The sequence below is a fragment of the Acinetobacter sp. SAAs474 genome, from assembly GCF_032823475.1.
Taxonomy (GTDB): Bacteria; Pseudomonadota; Gammaproteobacteria; order Pseudomonadales; family Moraxellaceae; genus Acinetobacter.
The window spans coordinates 2,092,823-2,113,043 of sequence record NZ_CP127915.1 but is presented as its reverse complement, the minus strand read 5'-3'; the positions used below and the strand labels follow the sequence as shown (position 1 = coordinate 2,113,043).

Genomic DNA, 20,221 nt, shown 5'->3' with positions numbered 1-20,221 from the left:
ACTGCATCTGCCACAAGCGTTTTAATTTTACCGCCTGTATCAGACTTTTTATCTTTAGCCATAAATACCTCTAATCAAATACAGTCGGCTTTTTCGCAAGTGAATCATTAATCGCATCAATTGTTGGATCCCACTGGTCATCATGCTCATGCGTAAAGTCAGCTTTTAAACCCTCAATCTCTTCCACATAATTTAATAACCACGGCGCATTTACAGGTAGAACAACACGTCTATCCTCAACGTAAAACACTACATCCATGGTACGAGTTAGTTTATCTGTATCACGCTGAATAGCTTTAATTGGCAATGTAGTATCACGCGAAATGTTTTGAATCAGCATCGTTCCTGATGCCTTATCCTCAATGGCCATATATCTTAGCTTTCCAATCTTGGTATTACTTTCCTTATGCTTATTGATAAAAGCCTTGGCTTCCTTAATCAGCTCAGGTGCTTCCCATTTACCACGGCGTACATCGATAATATAAAGCCGGTTGTCATAACCAAGCCCAGCACATAAGAACACTGAATAGTCGTTATGCTCTTTAATTTTTTGCGCCGTATCGACCCAGATTGCACGCCATTTCAATACTGGTAATTCAAAGTAATGATCAAACCATTCAGCCTTAACCAAGTCACCACCTAGTTTTTTAGGTTGCTGCTGATACTGACTACTAAACGTATAGCGCGATACTGTAGCACCGTCTTTGTCTTGACCGCCTTTCTCTAACTGTAATAAAGACTGAAGCGACTCTTTTAGTGGCCAATAGCTTTGACGCCCTTTCTCGTCACGTTCCACATCACGTGGTACTTTCTTTCGAATGTGCTTTGGTAGCGTGGCTATATATGCATCATCAATTAATGCTGGCACAGTAATTTGATGCCAATTCCCTGGCACGTTGCCTGTCATCACAAAATTGGTCGGATCCTCAACGTGCAAACGCTGCATGATCAGAATGATCGGTGTAGATGACTTGGCTTTACGTGAATTGACCGTATTCAGAATCTTACGATTTGCCTTGTTACGTGCTGTTTTACTGAATGCATCCTCGGGCTTTAGTGGATCGTCCAAGATAATCGCACCAGTAAAGCCATTATCGGCCAACGTACCTGCACGGCGACCCGTAACCTGTCCACCCATTGATGCAGAATACACATGCCCTGCTTCATAGCCATCGACTGTAGTTTTCCAGCTTGCCTTAGCATCGGTACTGGTCGAGATCTTCACAGGCCATAAGCCCTGAAAATCCACCGATTTCACAATGTTTCGCGCCGTAGATGACACATCTTCAACCAGTGACTGTGAAAATGATAAATATAAGAATCGTGAACGTTGGTTTCGAGCAATACCACGTGCAATCAGATTGGTTAGTAATTCAGTTTTACCGCTACCAGGAGGAACGTTAATAACCAAGTTATCAATACGACCAGCAATCACTTCATCGATTGCCCAAGCGATATATTCATGATGCCAGTTGACCATGAACTTAAAACCCATACGAGGTAGAAAAAAACGCCGTGTAAAGAATAAATGTTCTTTCTCACAGCGTTCTTGTTCAATCTGCATTTCAAGCAGACTAGTATTTACTTTCGAGTTCATTCCACACCTGCTTGATATCTTCAGGCGTTGCTTTTACATAGGTTGTATTTTCACTTTGTAGTGGCCCACCATCTGCACCAGTTATTTCTTGTTTGGTTGTACGCGCATCTGTTTCCTGATAAGCCAACTTCAACAGATTTTGTTTAGATACTTTATTCTTTCCAGTATCCTCATACATTTTCTGAATTTCTTTCAATCGAAATGCTTGGTTAGCGATCGGAATATCGAAAATATTCTTCCGAAAGTCTTCACGCGTCTTATCAAATAAATCCTTTAATTTCTTACTAAGATTACGGCCTGCATATTTAGTCGGATCGTAATTTTCACACTGCCTACGATCAATTTCGATGTTAAATCTTTGCATGACAGCATCTGCTACCTGTTGAGGTGTTTCAAAGCAGGCAAGAGACTGAACTATAAAGATTTTTACAGGCTCTTTAAGTGCCGCCATAATTTCCCCTTTGTCATGCTACGTCATGCAAAACAACCAAAAAAAGAGCCTTTCAGCTCAATTAATCACACAATTTCCACAACACGCAGATACATTAAAATCAGATACAAACGGCGCATTCTTTGTTATTTCAACTAGACGCTTCACGCTTTCGTTTGCACCCCATCTTCTGACTACGCCGTAGAATTCCTCAACATCATGACCAGCTAAGTAATGTTTAGGTAAGCCAGTCATGTAGCTATAGAGTGCTTCACCATCCTCATCACGTTCTACACCAATGTGATATAGCTCATGCTCGATGAGGGCACAAAAATCACGATCAGATGCTTGTTCACAAAATGTGGCATCGATTGTAATTAAATACACCGGCACAAAGCCGAACCAGTCTCGCATCTGTTGCTCTTGTCGTGCCTTTTTCCATCCGCCCTGGTTAAACATCACTTTTTCACATTGCCCCAATACCATTCTCTTTTTAGCAACGGCGGCAGATGAAGCCCATGCAAATACCAGGAATGTTTCGTCATCGTGAAGCAGCTCGGCAATATGATCATGATCTGGATTATGTAGATGACCACCAATTGTCAGAAAGTTATTTACAACCCATTCTTTTAAATCTACGGCGGGCGCAAGTCGTATTGCTTCTTCTTCCTCAGCTTGGTCAATTAGATCCGTCGGTGGGAATGGTCTGATCTGGTCCATCTTCTAATCTCTCTAACTGTGAATTAATCCAACGAATTACTTGTCCTGACTCAACTGTATGTGGATCAAAGCGTTCAATCTTGTAACCCATATCTTCAGCTAAATCATATTTATTGAAAGAGTTTGCTATTTTCTTACCACCACGACCAACAGCCCATGGACTACCCACAATTTCAATAAGAAGATTTAACTTAACGATATAAAAATCAAAGCGCCAATTTCTGGTTGATTCAAATTGAAATTTACGGCGATAACCTATTAAGTTTTCTTCTAACTCTTGAAATAAAGTTTCTTCAGCTTCTAAATATTTTTGAGTAGCTTTAGGTAGTGGTTTGGTTCTGGGTTTTCTTTTTATTTCTGATTTTTTGGTGAGTTGTTTGTATTGGTTAGTTTCCATATCTCACCCAATAAAAAACCACCCTAAGATGGTCTTAAAATTCAATTACCATAATGTTTAATAGACAATTCACGTAACTTTACGAACACTTCATTCTCTGTGAACCCGACACAGTCCCTACAACAGATCGGGTGGAGAAAACAAAGTGGTAGATAAAACCGAAATAACACGACCAATTGAAATAAAAGATAATTCAGCAGAAAGAGTTGCTTTTGATCTAATGGAAAAAATTTCAATATTGGAAAATCATACTGGCGAGAATTATCTAAAACCCAATACTCGAGAATATTTTTTAAAACTATACAAACAGTGCTATAGAACAGTTTCTTCAACCAATCCCAATATTTTGGATATTCTAAAAGATTAAGATTTACCGAATAACTCTTTTTCAAGACACTTAATGCTAAAGATAATACTGTAATCAGTTATTCCTTCAGCAATAAAACCCTGAACAAGCTCAAGCTCTAAAAACTCCAAATAGTAAAGCTCATCCAGTGTGGGCTTTATTAAAAATAAAACCCCACCAAATGGTGAGGTCTTGTGCCAGTTGAAATACCAACGAGTGACAGGGAAATTTTTTAAATACTAGCTTTTCTTTATGAGAAGCATTGAAGCATCCTCAACAATATCCTGTGTTAAGTTAAGCTTTTGAATAGCTCTCTCCCAAATTTTTAAAATTCTTTCCTTACCAATAGTAATGCTAAAAATAGATGTAAAATGCTTAAACAGCATACAAACACCAATAATAACAGACAAAGTAAAAACAATAAGAGTTAACAATAAAGAACTAGTTACCATATAGCTTGCGCATACATCAGATGCACTCACCCTAGTCTTTTTAATAACCTCATCCAATTCAGCATCTGAGATATGATACTTTGCTTCGTATTTAACATCATCAGCAACTTGGTTAAGTTTATTTTTTCGTCTGAAATTATTCCATAATATGTACTGTAAAAAAGATAAATTCTCAGTTAAAGCAATTTGAGCATTCAGTAAATCTCTAGTCTCTTTATAAGCAGAAGAGTTTAGTGCATTTTTTTGTGCAAATGCAGCTCTAAGCTCACATCTCAAATCAAAAAGCTTATCTCTATGAGTATCTAATAGTGTTTTTTTAAAAAAACACTCCCATATCAACATTAAAAGCAATATATTGAAAGCAAGTAAAACGATCTCAATCATCTCGTCCCCCTCTTTTTTTTGCTTGGTTTTGGTGTATCACCTTGACTAGTTAAGGCACTGGTACCTCTATGAGGGTCTAATTTTTCAAGCTGGTATTGGTAACTTGCCATTTTTTCAATAGCTCGTTTCTTACCCTTTCTTTCAAAATAACCATACCCAACACTAGTTGCTGCAACGATGTATAGAACAATATTACTAATACTCAAACTTTGCACAACAGTTGCTATAGAACTAATTGCTTCCGGATTTTTGTCTGCCATTAACACCAAATTGGTCATAATAATATGGATACACCATACAACAGTTCCAAGCTTAGTAATTAAAAATATAATATCCTTACAATCAGTCCACCTCTTCATACTAGCAGCAATTTTATGCTTTTCTATTGTTTCGTTACTATTCGTCACAATCTGACAGTCCATGTATATTCATTAAATAATAATACATTTAATGAATATAACCAATTAATCTCACATAACTATTTAAAATTCTATAATTATTTTGTGAATTCCGATCAATGGCACATTATTTCAAACAATAAAAAACCCCGCAAATGCGAGGTTTAATCACGGCGGTTAAATACAAATTCGCCAAGTTATCACAAATATGCCATAACCTGTGCGCACACTCAAGTGGTTTCTTTGAATTCCTCAAACTTAAAAAATGAATACCGGCTCTTAATAAATGCTTTTCCGCACTTTAAATCTTGTCGCACTTGGTTCACAGAGGTATCACAACTAGCAGAGATATCACGCAATGAATTCCCTAGTACATGATGCGACCAGATTGTAGATATCCAGTCTCGTAAGATTTCATCATCAATCAATTGAATATCTAGAAATAAACGCTGAATTGCACGTGCTTCATTGCTATCCAGTTCACAACAGGTACCACGGCGTTTAACACACAAACGATCTTTTAATTTTTCATCATTCATATACATAGCCATAAGCTTTTCACGCTGTGCCTGTGTAATACGCTTGCTTGGCATGGTCTTTACGATACGGACCATCGTTTCATTATCACCATTGATCCAAGCCCCAAGCTGGCGACACCATTCTTCAAAACTGTACTTCTTCCAATCCACTGCCTGCATAATCGTCACTGCTGCATTCATCCTATTCCCCTCACTTAAACCATTCACACGTATATTGCGTACCACTTACCCAGAAGACATCTTGTGTTTTACAGACCTGTATTGTGTTGATTATTTTTAATGTCAAAGCCACAACAAGAAAGATTATAAATATCAACACATACAACCATGATTTATGTTTTTTCTTACGCATCATTCACCATCTTCTCAATCTGACCAATCGCCATACCTGACTTAACTTGCGCTGTACTAAACCGTATTACTGAATAACCCAACTCTTGAGCTGCGTTATACTTTTCCATATCACCTAAATAGCCCTTACCACTCGTATGCCTTCCTTTTCCACCAAGCCAAATCCCACCCTCGACTTCAACCAAAATCATTTTTCCAATGAGGTAAAAATCAGCCCGCCATTTCCTTGTTTGATGAAATTTAAACTCGCGCTCAAATTCGATATTTAATGTCTTAAGTTCTCGTGCCAGTTTTTCTTCAAACTCATTGAGAGTCTTCTGACCTGAAACAGTTACACGGCGTTTAAATCGCCGTGTGTTTTTTACTAATTTCTTGTATTCAGCAAGTGAGTAGGTTGTCATTTGCTATGATTCATCTCGCAAGGCTTCTTCTACTTCATCCAGATTTTGAAGAAACTCATCTGGAACTATGACCATATCCATAGTTTTCAGAATTGAGTTAGCTAAATTCCATTTCGCTAAAGCTTTCGCAATCTGCTTATCTTTCTCATCGACTCTAGACTGTTGATGAGTCCATACTTCAAACTGATCTTGAACATCCTTACATGCATAAAACATAGTGCCATCAACATCTTCAAGCCTATGAGTTAAAACCCTTGCTGATCTGTTCGGATATTTCGCCACAATGTATTCTTCAAAATCAGAAGTATTTTTTTCCTCTTCAAAAATAGCAGTGCGAAGGTCATCAAGTGAAATAAACCCATTATCAGCAAGAAGTAATTCCCAGTTTTGATATGAACTAAGACCCCAGTAAGAATTATCACCATCATCTATCCATAAGCCAGCTTGATGTGATTCATCGTTTGATGAATTAAAGTAGTAACCCACAGAACCAAGTAAAACTTTTGAATGCGTTGCATCATTAGGTGCACCATCTAAAATCTGGCGCATTTGCTCAATTGTTAAATCAATCTTCATTAGCTTCCCATCCCTGCTCCACAAAGCACTTCTTCCTCAACGTCATACATTGTCATGCGATCAGCACTCCCTTAACGTTCATAATGTCTTTTGCATACAACGTTGCCCGATACTTGTTATCAGCAATTTTTTCCAAGTAACGTTGCTCAACAAAATTCTGCAATTGACTATGAATCGTTGCTTTATGTGCATCGATCACAGCATCTTGAATATCCTGAATAGAAAACGGTTCTGTTGCATAGCAAGCAAAAAGTAAAATATTCAACTGATCATCAAATGTGAATTTCTTAAAGTGCTTACATGTACTTTGCTTTTGCTGTTTTGTTCTAGTGTTCATGCTACTTCCCCCAAATCACAGATATATTCCACCTCACCACACTGCATAGCTTCATCCAACGGCATGTAAAACTGGTACCCAAGTTGATCAAGCACATACACGGCGTTAGTTTCTGAACACATGAAGCCTAGACGCTGAAACTTGTGAACAACACAATTCGGTTGAGTGGTCAGAGTTAATTTGTTTTTCATGCAACATCCTCCAGTACGCCGTTAAAACCCACTTCCTTCAAATACGATTCCCATTTTTTAGCCTGTACTGGATCTGAAAGTTTCAATGCAATTTTTGCTGCCAGTTTTTCGTAAGAATCACCTGGTTCGCTGTACTTGCCTGAGAATTCAGGATGATGTGAAAGTTTTTGAGCAAATGCGTAGATTTGTTTTTCAGAGAGTTGAGTTGGTTTAACTTGATCACCAGAATTTTGATTGTGGCCAGTATTTAATTTTGCACTGGCTTGTTTTTCGTATTTCGCATATGCGTTGAGTAACCAGTCGGTGAAGTGATAAATCATCAATTCATCACTCATTGGTTTTTCAACATTGTAAATTTCAAATGCACGTCTTTCGCGTTCAAGCCAATTAGAATTCACGATGATTTCAAAATTGATGCTCGCATCTGCAAAAAATATTTCTTCACGAAGTTTTTTTAGGCAAAGCCATGTTTTTTTATTTTTAGATTCATTGGTAGATTCTATTGGGAGATTCTGTGTGCCAATAACGGCACTATTCAAAGTACCGTTATTGGCACTATTCAACATGCCGTTAACGGAACCATTCCGTTTTTGGAACTGTTCCAATGTTGGTACTATTTCAGATAAATTTTTATCCTGTAATTGTGCCGTTTCTGGCATTGTTTCTCGGCCATTTACACCCTTCAATTTATAAACTTTTACACGCTTGGTTACGCCTTTTCGCTCACCAGTATCAGCAATTAAATCATCGTCCAATAGCTCAGAAATAATTTTTAAAACTGTTTTACGCTCAAGTCCTGTGTCTTTTTCCAAGCGTTGCATGCTTGGATAACAGCAATGGTCTTCACCAGCGCGATCTGCTAGTGAAAGCAAGATAAGACGCTTAAGCGCCTTTCTTGCTCCACCTTGTTTTTCCTTAAGCTCGACACGCCAAGCCCAGTTTGTAGCATCAAGACTCATAGTCTCACCTTCATTGCGAATTCAACTAATTCGCGTTTTGCTTTCTCTACAGCTTGAGAGTTTTGCGCCGTATTGTTTTCAAAATACTGTTCGATAGCTTTTTGAAAGAAATAGATCTTTCGATTAATTTCTATCTCTGTTAATATTTGATTGTTCATTTTGCTTATCCTTGTGATGAGTGAGCAGAAAAAGATCGATTGCCGTCGGTCTTTTTTTGCGGGTGTACTTTCTTAAAAATACTAATTAATATTTTGAATACACTTGAATTCTTTTCGGTATTCGATGTAATCAATGTATCCCTTTGCATACATGAGATTTTTTGAGAAAAATGATCTACATCATTTGAAATGAGATTTTCATCAATGAGTCTTCTTCTGACAGCCTCTCGAATCCATGTTGCTTTGTCCTCTGGACTCCTTTTGATAACTACATCCCAATCTGATGGGTATCTAAAAGATGCTTGCGCATCAAGCTTTACATTTAGGTTCGACATAAATATCTCCTATAGAGCGTTTATTAATTCCAAGCACTCTCTTAACTCTGGACACAGTTCGGCAGCTTTAAATTTTCCATTTGTTAAAGACTGTGTTAGTGCTGCTGTTCTTGGGCGCATACACGACTTTCCTTTCACCCATGCATTAACAGATGACTGTTTCACCTCAAGTGCTTCAGCGGTTAACTCTTGATTACCGAAGTGACTAACGACTAAACGATAGTTTTCTACAGACATTTGGCTATACTCCCATTATGTAAGTCCATAATTTATAGTTTTAACTATTAAATGTCAATGAATTAGTAAAGTTATATCTATAATTTTTTATTATTTAGTTGTTTCCGAATATAAAACATTGACCGAAAAAACAATGTATTATTAATTTTTATAGTTGCAGCTATTAAGATGCTGCTTTGAAATGAGAGCGATCATGACGACTTTGGGACAGAGATTAAAAGAGTCTCGCTTAAAAGCCGGACTTAAGCAGGAGCAAGTGGCTTCTGCTGTTGGAATCAAACAACCAACATACCAAGCACTAGAATCAGGTAAAACGCAAAAATCTGCATTTTTGCCTGAAATTGCTGCACTGTTAAATGTTGATGCTTATTGGTTATCAACGGGGAAGACAGCATCGGATGTTGATGCAGATTTAAAAAATCTACTTGAAAAATCAACAAAAATTACTATAAATTCAAGTGAAAATAATGAAGATGAAAGAATTTGGATTGACTTAGTGAATATAAGATTTTCGTGTGGAAATGGTGAATCTATTGAGTTTCATTTTGATGAAGTTCTTGGGGTACGGGACTTTTCACCTAGTTTCTTTAAGAAATACGGTGTCAAACCTGAAAATGTAAAACTAGCAATTGCAAAAGGTGACTCTCAAGAGCCATATATTTGTAATGAGGATGAGTTCGCTATTGATTTATCAGATACTGAAATTAAAGATAATGAATTCTATGCTGTTTATTTTGAAGGTGAAGCCATGCTGAAGCAAATAATTAAAGAAGAAGGTGGAAAACTAATTCTTCATAGTTTAAATCCCAAATATCGAGATAAAGTAATATCAGATGTAAATGGTAGTAGCTTTAGGGTAATTGGTCGACAGTTCTATAGAGCTGGTTAATTACTTGTTTAAAAAAAACCGCTTCAAGCGGTTTTTTTATGCATTTAGAAAAAATATTTAATATTTTGTGTAAAATATTTTTAAAACATTTTAATTACATATAGTTAAAATATAAATATATCTATATTTTATAGTTTCACCTATTGACTATAAAAACAGTTTTAACTATATTTGTCTCGTAAGCAATAAAAAAGCCCCGAGGGCCTGAGAAATCTTCGGAGCTTTTTTCTAACAACGAGGCAATTATGAACGTAAACTCAATTCCTTTCAACCCTAAAGCGATGGTACTTACTGCCGTTGTAACTTTTGGCAGCCTAGCAGCTCTCGCTATTCCCGAACAACATGTGTATCAGCCTGACTACAGTATTAGTCAACCAACCGATTACGGCGTACAAACTTTACAAGTCTTCCCAAATAACACCGGTATCGCAGTAATAAAAGTTGATGAATTTCGTATTCAAGTTAGTTTTAACTTTGATGCACATCCTGATAGCTATGGTCCTGTAGGTTCCGAGTACACAGCAATTGATATCACAAATCTTGCAGTTGAAAGCATCACTGACATGAATGGAAAATCTTATAACGATTTCACTGATTACAACGATCATCGCAATATCAACTTATTGCTATCTGATTTCATTGAAAAGAATCAACTTGTGGAGGCTGTGTAATGTCATTAAATATTATCCCTGCCGACCAAGCATTAAACATCAGTGCAATTATCACATACATTTATGCAGATCCTGGTCTTGGTAAAACATCACTTGGCTTTACTGCTGATAATGCTATTTCTTTTGACTTTGATCGTGGTGCACATCGTACTGGCGAACTTCGTCGCGGAGCTGTCGTACCTGTTCAGCAATGGTCTGATATTGAAAATATAAAAGAACATGATCTTGCACCTTTCAACACTGTAGTTATTGATACTGTTGGCGCAATGCTTGAATGCATTAAAACCCATTTATTAAAAACATCGACAAATTGCCAAACAGATGGTGCTTTAAAACTTAAAGCTCAAGGCTTGGCAAATATGAAATTTAAGCAGTACATCAATACCCTACTTAGCTTTGGTAAGGATGTGGTTTTCATTGCTCATGCTTCTGAAGACCAGAACGGCGATCAAGTTATTTATCGTCCTGAGCTTGGCGGCAAGAATCGAAATGAGTTGTACCGTATTGCCGACATGATGGGCTATATGACCACTGTGACCACTGGTGAAGGCAAGAATGCTCGTGTTATCAACTTTAAGCCATCACCTACCCATCACGCTAAAAATTCAGGTGGATTGGGTGGTGAGACTGGCGAAGTGTGGGTACCAGATTTAAAAGAAAATCCTAATTTCTTGGCTGAGCTTATTAAAGATGCCAAAGCTCATATCAATACACTTACCCCTGCTCAGCTTGCAAATATTAAAGCTCAGGATGAGTTGAACAACTTCATTCAAAGTTGTGATGAGGCTTTATATGCTTCTGATCTAAACCAACTTACTGAAACTCTCAAAAATGATGAAGGCCATATGTATTTTCATAATATGCGTCAAGCCATTGTTGCTAGAGCAAGAACGCTTGGTTGTGTTGCAAATAAAGAAAAGAAAACTTGGGAAAACCCACCTGAATTTAATGGCATCACAGATCAACAGCGTGATGAACTTCAAGCCTTCATTGATGAACGCGGTTTAGATACTAAAACAGTTTGCGAATATTTGGGTATTGATGCACTTAATCAAATCGAAGAATCAAACTTACAAGCCGTAAAAAACGAAATTGAAAATCTGGCTAAATCAGAAATGGAAACAGCATGAACGCATTAATTTTAGATACCGAAACACATGATCTTAAAGGTCTTCCTATTGAAATTGCATATGTACCTTTTCAATTAAAGAATTGCGAAGTCTCCATTTTTGCTGATCAGGTATTTGATGAGTATTTCTCTATTAATTCAGCGATTTCATATGGTGCTATGGCTGTTCATCACATCCTTGAATCTGATATTGCTGGAAAGCCTTTTTATACAACCTTTATCCTTCCCAATGATGTTCAATACATCGTTGGCCATAACATTGACTACGATATTGAGGCAATCCAGAAATGTGGTGTTGATACTGAAAATATCAAAATTATCTGCACGTTAGCTTTAGCTCGTAAGGTTTGGCCAGATGCTCAATCTCATTCCTTATCCGCACTTATTTACATGCTTTTGAATGGTAGTGATTTAGCTCGTCAAAAATTACGTTCAGCACATAATGCCAAGCAAGATGTATTACTCACTGGCATGCTTTTAAAAAGCATTGTACGCGAACTGAATATTCAAAATCTTGATGATCTTTACCAGGCTTCTGAAATTGCAAGAATTCCTACTCACATGACGTTTGGAAAGCATAAAGGTACTGAAATTAAGTTCTTACCGCCTGACTATAAGCGCTGGTTAATTATGCAGCCAGATCTAGACCCATTTTTACGCAAAGCATTAAAAGGATAATTGCCATGAATAATTTAATCTCTGCTCAAGAAGCTTTTAATGCAATGCTTTCGGGCAAAAATGTAATGTGTCGTGCTATCGGTGAAATGCTTGATTTTAATGATATTGATCAGTTTCCAGCGACTATTTTCGCTAAAGCCGGTTATGAGTTTTGCATCAAGATTGAAATGATCAGTGTTGCTGGTATTGAATTTACCAAGCCTTTAACTTTGGATGAATACCAGGAAGGCCAAGAAGTTTTTATTGTTAACACGTATGGCCCTTCTATTTATGTTGTTAATTTCAAAACTAGTGCACTGGTTGAAGCTATAAACAGTGGCTTTGTTCAACGTGATGCTGAAAATGCCAAGCTTCAATTAAAAGCTTTATCTAAAATCCTTGGTTGCGAACTTGATAATGATTTGAGTGTTGTGCGCTTAGGTGAAGAACCTAAAGAACCAAAGAAACGTACTTCACGCAAAAAGACTGAAGGACCAAAATCTGAAATCACTATCGTTGAGCAAGGCCCTATCGATGTTGTTGAAGATAGCTTGAGTGAAAAAATAACTGAAGAGCCAAAACTTACTGTCGTGCAAGGTACGATTGATGATCTCTATGCTTCATTTGAGTATCAAATTCAGCAAGCAACGACACCCGAAGCTTTAGTGAAGATCCGCTCTGTTTTTTCAGCGAATGGTACCTTAAGTGATAAAGAGCATAATGATCTTAATGCATGTTTTAGTGAAAAATTAGCTGAATTGGATCCTGAGCAACATACACCTAAAAATGATTCTGGTGAACTTTCAGTAGTTGAGCTAAGAAAACTGCAGCAAGAAGCTGAGAATATGATTTACCAAGAACGTCTTAATGATCTTGTTGCACGTGCAAAAGAAGCAAATTCACCAGCTGAAGCAAATGCATTAGTTAAATACACAACGGCGTGGACCGAAGAACAGCGCAAGCCATTGATGAAAGCTATTAATGCACGGCTTATCGAACTTGATGAATTGAATAAAGTTGAGAGTGAGCCGCCTTCCCTCATGGTTCAAATTAAAAACGCAGCGGATCTGACAGAGTTAGACGCGCTAGAGATTGATGTTGCTAGTCGTCATCCTGATATTCAACCGAAGCTCATGGCATGTGTTATTAAGCGACGTAAAGAGTTGGAGAGTATGTCATGAGATTTGAATACTCGACTATTACCCGGATACTTACAGTGTTTGGTGAAAAAATGACACATGTTTTCAACAACGTAAATTTTAGTGAAGTTGACAGTCTTCTTGTTGATGCAAAGTTTAAAGAAGCGATTTGGAGAGCGTAATGAATACACCAATGGACCTTAATTCAATTTTATTTGCTCAACTTAACCGCCTAAGCAATCCGGATTTAAAAGGTGGTGAATTGGAAGCTGAAATTCAAAAAGCTGAAGCTATTGAAAAAATCAGTGAGCAAGTCATTAAAAACAATAATATGCGCTTAAGTGCTGCAAAACTGGTTGCTGAATATCGTGGTGTAAAAAACGCTGACTCAGTTGAAATTCCTCAAAACCTGATCGGATGAGTTATGCCTAAGCCTATTAAGTATACTCAAGAGCAGTTAGATTTTATTAAATCTAACTGTGTTCTTGAACGAAAAGATTTGACTGCAAAAGTAAATGCAAGGTTTGGTACCTTATTTAGTGTCGATAACATTAAATCACTATGCACTCGAAATAAATGGAAAACCGGCCGTACTGGTTGTTTTGAAAAAGGAAATATTCCAGTAAATAAAGGCACTAAGGGTTTAACTGGATCAAATAAAACTAGTTTTAAAAAGGGTCAAATTGCGTGGAATAAAAAACCTATTGGTTATGAACGTATGTGCTCTAAAGATGGATACGTTTTAATTAAAACCGCTGAACCAAATATTTTTGATTTAAAGCATTGTGTTGTTTGGGAAAAAGCACATGGACCGGTACCAGAAAATCATATCGTTGCCTTTAAGAATCAGGATAGAACAGATTGCCGATTAGATAATCTAATTTTGATGAGCAAAGCAGAAATGGTTCGTTATAGTCAAAGTTTTCATCAATTAGCCACACCTCAAAGTAACGAGTCTTGCTTATTAATGGCCAAGATTAAAAATTTGAAGCACAAATTAGGAGCCCATTCATGACTAAACAATACAACGAATGCAAAGTTCAATTTAATGATGATATTTGCCCGGAATGCAATTCTGACTTAAATGTACTTAACCTGGATAATCCAGTGGATGCATTTATCGCTAATGGCGGTTTTGATCAGGCAATGACTAAAGCAGCGGAAAGTTTGCCGGACTCCATTGTGGAGAGTTTGAAGGAGATTAGTTGATGGGTGTACTTAAATACGCAATTATAGTTGAGTCAGATGTACCACCTAAAATTATGCTTGGTCAAGATATTGGTGGTGGGATTGTTAAAGAGCTAAAAGAGGTTGATATTGAGCTGGTTAGTGCAGCTCAATTGGCTGAAAAATATAATCTTAGTGTTAATACAATTAGATCTACACTAATTAGTATTAATCAGGGCACGAAAGGCAAATGTTTATACAATCCTAGAATTGCTCACGTAATGCTGACACAAAAAGAAAAGAAAGGTAGACCGAGAGCTAATTAGCTCTCTGTACTATTAAACATTTCAACTAAATCTTGTGCATCGGGGTTATAGTAAGTATTAATTAGTATCCCAATCGTCTTATGTCCTGTAATTTTTGCGAGTATTTCAACAGGTAGTTTTCTTAGTTTTACCATTCTTGTAATTGCTTCGTGGCGTGTGTCGTGGAAGTTGATTTCATCTAATCCGACTTCGCCACGAACACGGTAAAAAGTTCGTCTAAAAGATTTTTCTTTAACGGGAACGATAATATCCTGGTCTTGAGGAATTAAAGCTAACAGTCTTTTTGCTTCAGCTGATAATGGTACATTTCTAGAATCTCCATTTTTGGTAACTGGTAGGTGAATAAATCCATCTTTAACATGCCCCCTTCTCATTGCTAGTATTTCACCTTTACGCATAGCTGTTTCTAGTGCAAAAAGCATAGACCAGGCAACATAGTGCATTACACGGATGGGTTTTGTATTAATGTTCCACTTAAAGCCTTTTAATAACTTTTCTTGTTGTTTAGGCGTTATGCGTTGATTTCTAGGTTTTCCCTTATTTGGCTTAACAACTACGCTCCAAACGTTCTTATCTAAAATGAAAAGCTCTTTTTGTGCCCAGCTAAATACAGATGCAAACATAGCAAATTCACGAAGTGCGGTACTACTTTGCACCTCAAGCACTCGTTTGTTTCTCCAACGCACAATATCCTCAGGCTGAAAGTCATAAATAGATTTTGTTGCTAGATCACCAAGAATCCTATCGATATTGTCAAACTTATTTTTAATAACGGCAGCTGACTTTAATTTACTACCACGATCAGAATAATACTTTTCGCAAAGTTGCTTAAAAGGATATGCAGGCTTTATACCTTTTTCTTCCTCGGCCTTGCCAGTTTTTAATTCAAGTAGTTTTAATGCAGCCCATTGCTCACACTCTTTTTCTGTATCTCTTGTTGCGCTAATTCTTTTTCCATTAAACATAAGTTCAATCCGAAAAGAATTACCACGTTTTCTAGGTTTTGGTATCTTCATTTTATGGCGTAAATCTGGCGTAAATTTTTTCCTATATTACCAAAAAAGCTGTAAAAATAACGAAAATAATCAACATTTAGTAAGCTGTAGGCAATAAAAAACCGTCATACAAGACGGCTTCAATCAACATAAAACTATGATTTAATTACTTTTTATCTTTAACTGATGCTTCAGTGGTAATATTTACTGTAATTTTATCACCTACATTCGGTACATATGCACCGACACCAAATGCAGAACGATCAAATGAAGTTGTTGCATTAAAACCAATTGTTTGTGCTTTAGACATTGGATGTACCGCTGATTTATTTAGAACGGCATCCAATACAACAGGTTTAGTTACACCTTTAACTGTTAAATTACCCGTAATTTTAAATTTCTTTTTGTCTTTAGTTTCTACTTTAGTACTTTTAAAAGTAATGGTTGGGTATTTCTTTTCATCAAAAAAATCTGCTGTTTGTAAATGTTCATCTAGTGCTTGAACATTAGTATTTAGACTTGAAACAGGAATAACAACATTCACTGATGAGTTAGCAGGAACTTTTTCATCTACATGAATCACGCCTTGAATGTCACGAAAGTTAGCAGAAGGTGTAGAAAAACCAAAATGGTTCCATGAAAACACCGTTGCGGTATGGGTTGGATCAATTTCATATGCTACAGGTTTTGCTATCGTTAATGTTGTCAAAGATGCAGCAACAAGACCTAAAGATAATGCTTTTAAATTCATGATATATAAACTCTCTTATTTCAATGTCAATTATTCTATGCAATTTTTATTTTAAAATACGGTTATAGATAAAACAATATGTTTCATAATTAGAACGATATATGCTTTTTATGCATAAAAATGATTTATTCTTAAACACTGCAATATTTTGTCCTTTTATTTCATCGCAAATAAAACTACTCGCTATACAGCGATATTCTCTGATTATTTTAGCATTATCACTTTTTCATCTGCCATCAGATATTAAATCAATCCACACTCAATTCAGTTTATGCAATACAACTTAGCTCTCCTAGATGTCTCTTTCATTATAATTTCCAGATTAATCCAATATCACAGCAATAATCAAATCTATAACACTTTAACTACCTGTATTAAAGACCTACCATTTTTACTAACAAGAATGAAAATACGAAGCTAAGTTTGCTCGTAAATGAGAAATCGAAAATAAATAAAATCTGAAAAGATTACCTCAATATTTTTGCTTTTATAATGCCTAACAAATAGATTTTATAAAGTAAAAAGTGAAAACAATGAAAGTATGTGAATTCATCCAATTCTGATATAAAGCGATCATCACCGCTATTCAGTCTGCGAGCAATTAAATCAATATTATTATCGCTAGATATTTTTTATACCCAATAGTTTATTTAACATATTGATATATTTATATTTAACTTATTTTATTTTGTATTATAAAAATACTGTTTAAATATTCATATATAAATATGACAATATTATTTTTTCAATTTAAAATCAATAAATTACAAAGTAATACTATCATAAATAGGCTAAAAGAATATTCAGTTTTTTGATAACTTAATCATTTTAAAGCAAATAAACCACTTCCCTTTCACATTTATTTTGTATATAAACTTTGTGTAATATTAATCTATCATTTTGCTTAGGCTAAAATATCACCCCTGCAATCAGATGATCATCTTGAAATGATAGTAGATATCATACATTCTGTCGGTCTAATTCAAGCATTTAATTCGACTTTAGCTCATTGATTGCAAATAAAATAAGGAAATACTATGACTCAAAAGGTTGCATTTATTGGTTTAGGGGCTATGGGCTATCGTATGGCAATGCATCTGACCAAAAAGTTTGAAACCGTCTATGTGTGGAATAGAAATTTTGATAAAGCCAAAAAACATGCGGAAGAATTTGGCACTCAAGCCGTTGAATTAGATCAGGCATTACAAGCTGATATTATTTTTTCTTGTTTACCAACCAGCCATGAAGTTGAACAGCTTATTTTTTCTCATACCTTAAAAAAAGGGAGCATTTGGGTAGACTGCACTAGTGGTGTGCCTGAGTCTGCCAAAAAGATAACACAGCAACTAGAAAAATTAGGTATTGACTTCCTAGATGCACCTGTAAGTGGACAAACAATTGGCGCACAAAATGGCACACTGACTGTCATGGTGGGAGGACGTTTATCTGCATTTGAACGAGCACTCCCAGCTATGGAAACTTTTGGTCAATTGATTAAATATGTAGGAGAATCAGGTGCTGGCTTTGCTGTTAAAGCAGTTAATAATATGCTTCTGGCAGTCAATTTATGGTCAGTTGCTGAAGGATTTACCACTTTAAAAGCACACGGTGTAGATCTTCATCAAGCCTTAGATTGTATTAATGCCTCGAGTGGAAAAAGCGGCGTGACCGAAACTGTATTACCTCAGCGGATTTTAAATCGTAGCTTCCCTCTAACCTTTGCCTTACCGTTATTAACAAAAGATGCAGGTATTGCCATTGATCTTGTTCATGAAGCCAAATTACCATCACCTTTATTATCTTTAACCTATAATCTTATTCAAACTGCAAATTTAACATCGGAAGTAAATCAAGACTTTTCTAGTGTAGTTAAATTGTATGAATCTTGGACTAAGATTATCATCGATTAAATCAAGCTAATAATGGCACCATGCCAGATTGCTATCACATTATTATATTATTGGAGATCCACTTATGAATAAGTTTGCTATTTTGCTGTTGGGCTGTTGTACTGGATTATTCAGTTTAAATAGTGCATTTGCATCAGAACAAGAATGTAAAAAATTACAACAAGATTCTGATGTCATTTATGCATCTAAAGGCTTTTGCTTTAAAGATCCTGATGCAAAAGCACGTTTTAATAACAATGCAGACTGTTATACGAGCAAACCAAAGTTTTCTGAAGCTGAGCAAGCTCGCCTTGATCAAATCAAAGCACGTCAAAAAGAATTGCAATGTAAATAAGTTTTTAAATTAAGGAATCAATATGGCTTATAATGACCAAAATATTTTTGCAAAAATTCTTCGTAATGAATTACCCGCAATCAAAGTTTATGAAGATGAGCATGTACTTGCTTTTATGGATATCATGCCTCAAGCAGATGGTCATACGCTGGTTATTCCTAAAACACCAGCAGAGACTTTATTAGATTTAGACCCTGAAGCGGCTACATACACAATTCAAATCGTGCAAAAAATTGCCAAAGCAATTCAAACTGGTTTAGGTGCACAAGGAATTGTATTGATGCAACTTTCCGGTTCAAGTGCTGGGCAAACTGTTCCTCATGTTCACTTCCATTTGATTCCAAGCTCAATACATGAACTTGGTAAACATGCAATAGAAATGGGTGATCAGGAAAAAATCAAAGCGCTTGCAGAAAAAATCAAAGCTGCTATTTAATCGCTTAAATGATGATCTAAGGAGGCTAAATTAAGCTTCCTTTTTCATTAGCAATGCTAGGATATTTTGATAGAAAAACAGGCTCATTAGAATTAAAAAATTTCACTAAAAATAAACTGCAACCCGCTTTTTTACAATACTGCCCCAGAAAAAACCTGATTTTTAATCTATAAGATATTATTTATCAATCAAATAGAGTAAAAATCAGGTTATAGTCAGATTATTTTCCAACACAATCATTTAAGCTATCTAAAAATATAGAATACTGGCTAAAGTTTAATCCAACTATAGATCATCCACGCATAACCATTAGATTTACTATATTGTTATAGCGACTTTAAAATTAGTTAAATGTTTTAAAGCGAATTTCATCTTCAATATAGCTTTTATCGGATGCAGGCGCTTCAACTGAACCAAAGACCAGTTGGGCACGTAATTTCCACTGCGCTGGAATAGCAAAAGTTTGTGCAACTTCTTCATCAATAATTGGATTATAATGCTGTAATGATGCACCAATATGATGTTCAGAAAGTGCTGTCCAAACGGCAAATTGTGCAATTGCTGTAGAATGTTCTGACCATATTGGAAAATTTTCTGCATATGCTGCAAAGTTTTCTTGTAACGATTTTACTACATCTTGATCTTCATAAAACAAAACCGTACCATAACCCGCTGCAAAACTTTGAATTTTTGTTGCAGTATTACTAAATGCTTCGGCAGGTACAATTTTACGCAATGTCTCTAATACAATCTCCCAAAATTTTTCATGAGATTGACCAAATAGAATCACTGCACGAGAGCTTTGTGAATTAAAAGAAGAAGGGCTTAATTTAATTGCTCGCTCAATCAATTCTTTAATTTTTGTTTGATCCAATGTAACATTTTTACCAATCGCATAAATACTACGGCGGTTTTCCATATGATCTAAAAATGACATTTATATTTCCTCTAAAATTAAATCTTGAACCATGAGACTATTATTACTGTTACCTAATCATTTAAAAAGTAT

Annotated in this window: 30 protein-coding genes; 13 read left to right on the top strand and 17 right to left on the bottom strand. The window is 36.0% G+C overall.

What is annotated here, in order from left to right; translation table 11 throughout:
* Positions 1–70 precede the first annotated feature (70 nt).
* From terL to QSG86_RS10755, 4 genes are read right to left on the bottom strand one after another with little or no spacing between them, the layout of a single operon-like run.
* Positions 71–1,597, bottom strand: a complete 1,527-nt coding sequence (terL, locus tag QSG86_RS10770; RefSeq protein ID WP_317031497.1) for a phage terminase large subunit — start codon at positions 1,595–1,597, stop codon at positions 71–73.
* The gene (locus QSG86_RS10765; RefSeq protein WP_317031496.1) at positions 1,575–2,048 is read right to left on the bottom strand and encodes a DUF2280 domain-containing protein; all 474 of its coding nucleotides are present in this window, start codon (positions 2,046–2,048) and stop codon (positions 1,575–1,577) included. Before QSG86_RS10765 ends, terL begins: the two co-directional genes overlap by 23 nt.
* Before the next feature lie 57 nt (positions 2,049–2,105).
* Positions 2,106–2,747: a putative metallopeptidase gene (locus QSG86_RS10760; RefSeq protein ID WP_317031495.1), complete on the bottom strand. Its 642-nt coding sequence runs from the start codon at positions 2,745–2,747 to the stop codon at positions 2,106–2,108.
* Complete coding sequence (locus QSG86_RS10755) at positions 2,707–3,144, bottom strand: hypothetical protein (protein ID WP_317031494.1); 438 nt, start codon at positions 3,142–3,144, stop codon at positions 2,707–2,709. The genes QSG86_RS10760 and QSG86_RS10755 overlap by 41 nt, the downstream gene beginning before the upstream one ends.
* Positions 3,145–3,289: 145 nt before the next feature.
* Between QSG86_RS10755 and QSG86_RS10750 the strand changes: the two genes are divergently transcribed.
* Complete coding sequence (locus QSG86_RS10750) at positions 3,290–3,511, top strand: hypothetical protein (RefSeq protein WP_317031493.1); 222 nt, start codon at positions 3,290–3,292, stop codon at positions 3,509–3,511.
* Between the two features lie 218 nt (positions 3,512–3,729).
* Here QSG86_RS10750 and QSG86_RS10745 read toward each other — a convergent pair whose 3' ends face one another.
* The 10 genes from QSG86_RS10745 to QSG86_RS10700 all read right to left on the bottom strand — a co-directional run bounded on the left by QSG86_RS10745 (position 3,730) and on the right by QSG86_RS10700 (position 8,808).
* Positions 3,730–4,326, bottom strand: coding sequence for a hypothetical protein (locus QSG86_RS10745; RefSeq protein ID WP_317031492.1), 597 nt, complete (start codon positions 4,324–4,326; stop codon positions 3,730–3,732).
* Positions 4,323–4,733, bottom strand: a complete 411-nt coding sequence (locus QSG86_RS10740; RefSeq protein ID WP_317031491.1) for a hypothetical protein — start codon at positions 4,731–4,733, stop codon at positions 4,323–4,325. The genes QSG86_RS10745 and QSG86_RS10740 overlap by 4 nt, the downstream gene beginning before the upstream one ends.
* Positions 4,734–4,954: 221 nt before the next feature.
* Positions 4,955–5,443 carry a hypothetical protein gene (locus QSG86_RS10735; RefSeq protein WP_317031490.1) on the bottom strand — a complete coding sequence of 163 codons (489 nt, stop codon included), beginning with the start codon at positions 5,441–5,443 and terminating at the stop codon, positions 4,955–4,957.
* Between the two features lie 164 nt (positions 5,444–5,607).
* Positions 5,608–6,015, bottom strand: a complete 408-nt coding sequence (locus QSG86_RS10730) for a hypothetical protein (RefSeq protein WP_317031489.1) — start codon at positions 6,013–6,015, stop codon at positions 5,608–5,610.
* 3 nt (positions 6,016–6,018) lie between these two features.
* Entirely contained in the window at positions 6,019–6,591 is a 573-nt protein-coding gene (locus QSG86_RS10725; protein ID WP_317031488.1) for a hypothetical protein, read from the bottom strand.
* Positions 6,592–6,643: 52 nt separating this feature from the next.
* Positions 6,644–6,928, bottom strand: coding sequence for a hypothetical protein (locus QSG86_RS10720; RefSeq protein ID WP_317031487.1), 285 nt, complete (start codon positions 6,926–6,928; stop codon positions 6,644–6,646).
* Between the two features lie 187 nt (positions 6,929–7,115).
* Positions 7,116–8,078, bottom strand: coding sequence for a helix-turn-helix domain-containing protein (locus QSG86_RS10715; RefSeq protein WP_317031486.1), 963 nt, complete (start codon positions 8,076–8,078; stop codon positions 7,116–7,118).
* Positions 8,075–8,236, bottom strand: coding sequence for a hypothetical protein (locus tag QSG86_RS10710; protein ID WP_317031485.1), 162 nt, complete (start codon positions 8,234–8,236; stop codon positions 8,075–8,077). The genes QSG86_RS10715 and QSG86_RS10710 overlap by 4 nt, the downstream gene beginning before the upstream one ends.
* A 5-nt stretch (positions 8,237–8,241) precedes the next feature.
* Positions 8,242–8,571, bottom strand: coding sequence for a hypothetical protein (locus QSG86_RS10705; RefSeq protein WP_317031484.1), 330 nt, complete (start codon positions 8,569–8,571; stop codon positions 8,242–8,244).
* 9 nt (positions 8,572–8,580) lie between these two features.
* A complete protein-coding gene (locus QSG86_RS10700; RefSeq protein WP_317031483.1) occupies positions 8,581–8,808 on the bottom strand; it encodes a YdaS family helix-turn-helix protein in 228 nt (75 codons plus the stop codon).
* A 193-nt stretch (positions 8,809–9,001) separates the two neighbouring features.
* Here QSG86_RS10700 and QSG86_RS10695 point away from each other — a divergent pair, with 193 nt between their 5' ends.
* From QSG86_RS10695 to QSG86_RS10655, 9 genes are all read left to right on the top strand, one after another.
* Positions 9,002–9,697 carry an XRE family transcriptional regulator gene (locus tag QSG86_RS10695; RefSeq protein WP_317031482.1) on the top strand — a complete coding sequence of 232 codons (696 nt, stop codon included), beginning with the start codon at positions 9,002–9,004 and terminating at the stop codon, positions 9,695–9,697.
* Between the two features lie 245 nt (positions 9,698–9,942).
* Complete coding sequence (locus QSG86_RS10690) at positions 9,943–10,368, top strand: hypothetical protein (RefSeq protein WP_317031481.1); 426 nt, start codon at positions 9,943–9,945, stop codon at positions 10,366–10,368.
* Positions 10,368–11,498: an ATP-binding protein gene (locus tag QSG86_RS10685; protein WP_317031480.1), complete on the top strand. Its 1,131-nt coding sequence runs from the start codon at positions 10,368–10,370 to the stop codon at positions 11,496–11,498. Before QSG86_RS10690 ends, QSG86_RS10685 begins: the two co-directional genes overlap by 1 nt.
* Positions 11,495–12,175: a 3'-5' exonuclease gene (locus QSG86_RS10680; protein WP_317031479.1), complete on the top strand. Its 681-nt coding sequence runs from the start codon at positions 11,495–11,497 to the stop codon at positions 12,173–12,175. Before QSG86_RS10685 ends, QSG86_RS10680 begins: the two co-directional genes overlap by 4 nt.
* 5 nt (positions 12,176–12,180) lie before the next feature.
* Positions 12,181–13,335, top strand: coding sequence for a hypothetical protein (locus QSG86_RS10675; RefSeq protein WP_317031478.1), 1,155 nt, complete (start codon positions 12,181–12,183; stop codon positions 13,333–13,335).
* A gap of 139 nt (positions 13,336–13,474) precedes the next feature.
* A complete protein-coding gene (locus QSG86_RS10670; protein WP_317031477.1) occupies positions 13,475–13,714 on the top strand; it encodes a hypothetical protein in 240 nt (79 codons plus the stop codon).
* A gap of 3 nt (positions 13,715–13,717) precedes the next feature.
* On the top strand, positions 13,718–14,308 hold the full coding sequence (locus QSG86_RS10665) for an HNH endonuclease signature motif containing protein (RefSeq protein WP_317031476.1): 591 nt from the start codon (positions 13,718–13,720) through the stop codon (positions 14,306–14,308).
* Positions 14,305–14,502, top strand: a complete 198-nt coding sequence (locus QSG86_RS10660; protein ID WP_317031475.1) for a hypothetical protein — start codon at positions 14,305–14,307, stop codon at positions 14,500–14,502. Before QSG86_RS10665 ends, QSG86_RS10660 begins: the two co-directional genes overlap by 4 nt.
* Entirely contained in the window at positions 14,502–14,786 is a 285-nt protein-coding gene (locus tag QSG86_RS10655; RefSeq protein ID WP_317031474.1) for a DNA-binding protein, read from the top strand. Before QSG86_RS10660 ends, QSG86_RS10655 begins: the two co-directional genes overlap by 1 nt.
* On the opposite strand, the gene QSG86_RS10650 is transcribed toward QSG86_RS10655, so the two are convergent.
* On the bottom strand, positions 14,783–15,802 hold the full coding sequence (locus QSG86_RS10650) for a site-specific integrase (protein ID WP_317031473.1): 1,020 nt from the start codon (positions 15,800–15,802) through the stop codon (positions 14,783–14,785). The genes QSG86_RS10655 and QSG86_RS10650 overlap by 4 nt on opposite strands.
* A gap of 145 nt (positions 15,803–15,947) precedes the next feature.
* A complete protein-coding gene (locus QSG86_RS10645; RefSeq protein ID WP_317031472.1) occupies positions 15,948–16,532 on the bottom strand; it encodes a YceI family protein in 585 nt (194 codons plus the stop codon).
* Between the two features lie 1,037 nt (positions 16,533–17,569).
* Here QSG86_RS10645 and QSG86_RS10640 point away from each other — a divergent pair.
* The 3 genes from QSG86_RS10640 to QSG86_RS10630 all read left to right on the top strand — a co-directional run bounded on the left by QSG86_RS10640 (position 17,570) and on the right by QSG86_RS10630 (position 19,212).
* The gene (locus QSG86_RS10640; protein ID WP_317031471.1) at positions 17,570–18,442 is read left to right on the top strand and encodes an NAD(P)-dependent oxidoreductase; all 873 of its coding nucleotides are present in this window, start codon (positions 17,570–17,572) and stop codon (positions 18,440–18,442) included.
* A 64-nt stretch (positions 18,443–18,506) separates the two neighbouring features.
* Positions 18,507–18,776 (top strand): YARHG domain-containing protein, encoded by a 270-nt coding sequence (locus QSG86_RS10635; protein ID WP_317031470.1) that lies wholly within the window; start codon positions 18,507–18,509, stop codon positions 18,774–18,776.
* Positions 18,777–18,798: 22 nt separating this feature from the next.
* Complete coding sequence (locus tag QSG86_RS10630; RefSeq protein WP_317031469.1) at positions 18,799–19,212, top strand: HIT family protein; 414 nt, start codon at positions 18,799–18,801, stop codon at positions 19,210–19,212.
* A 343-nt stretch (positions 19,213–19,555) separates the two neighbouring features.
* Here QSG86_RS10630 and QSG86_RS10625 read toward each other — a convergent pair whose 3' ends face one another.
* Positions 19,556–20,149 (bottom strand): nitroreductase family protein, encoded by a 594-nt coding sequence (locus tag QSG86_RS10625; RefSeq protein WP_317031468.1) that lies wholly within the window; start codon positions 20,147–20,149, stop codon positions 19,556–19,558.
* Positions 20,150–20,221 lie beyond the last annotated feature (72 nt).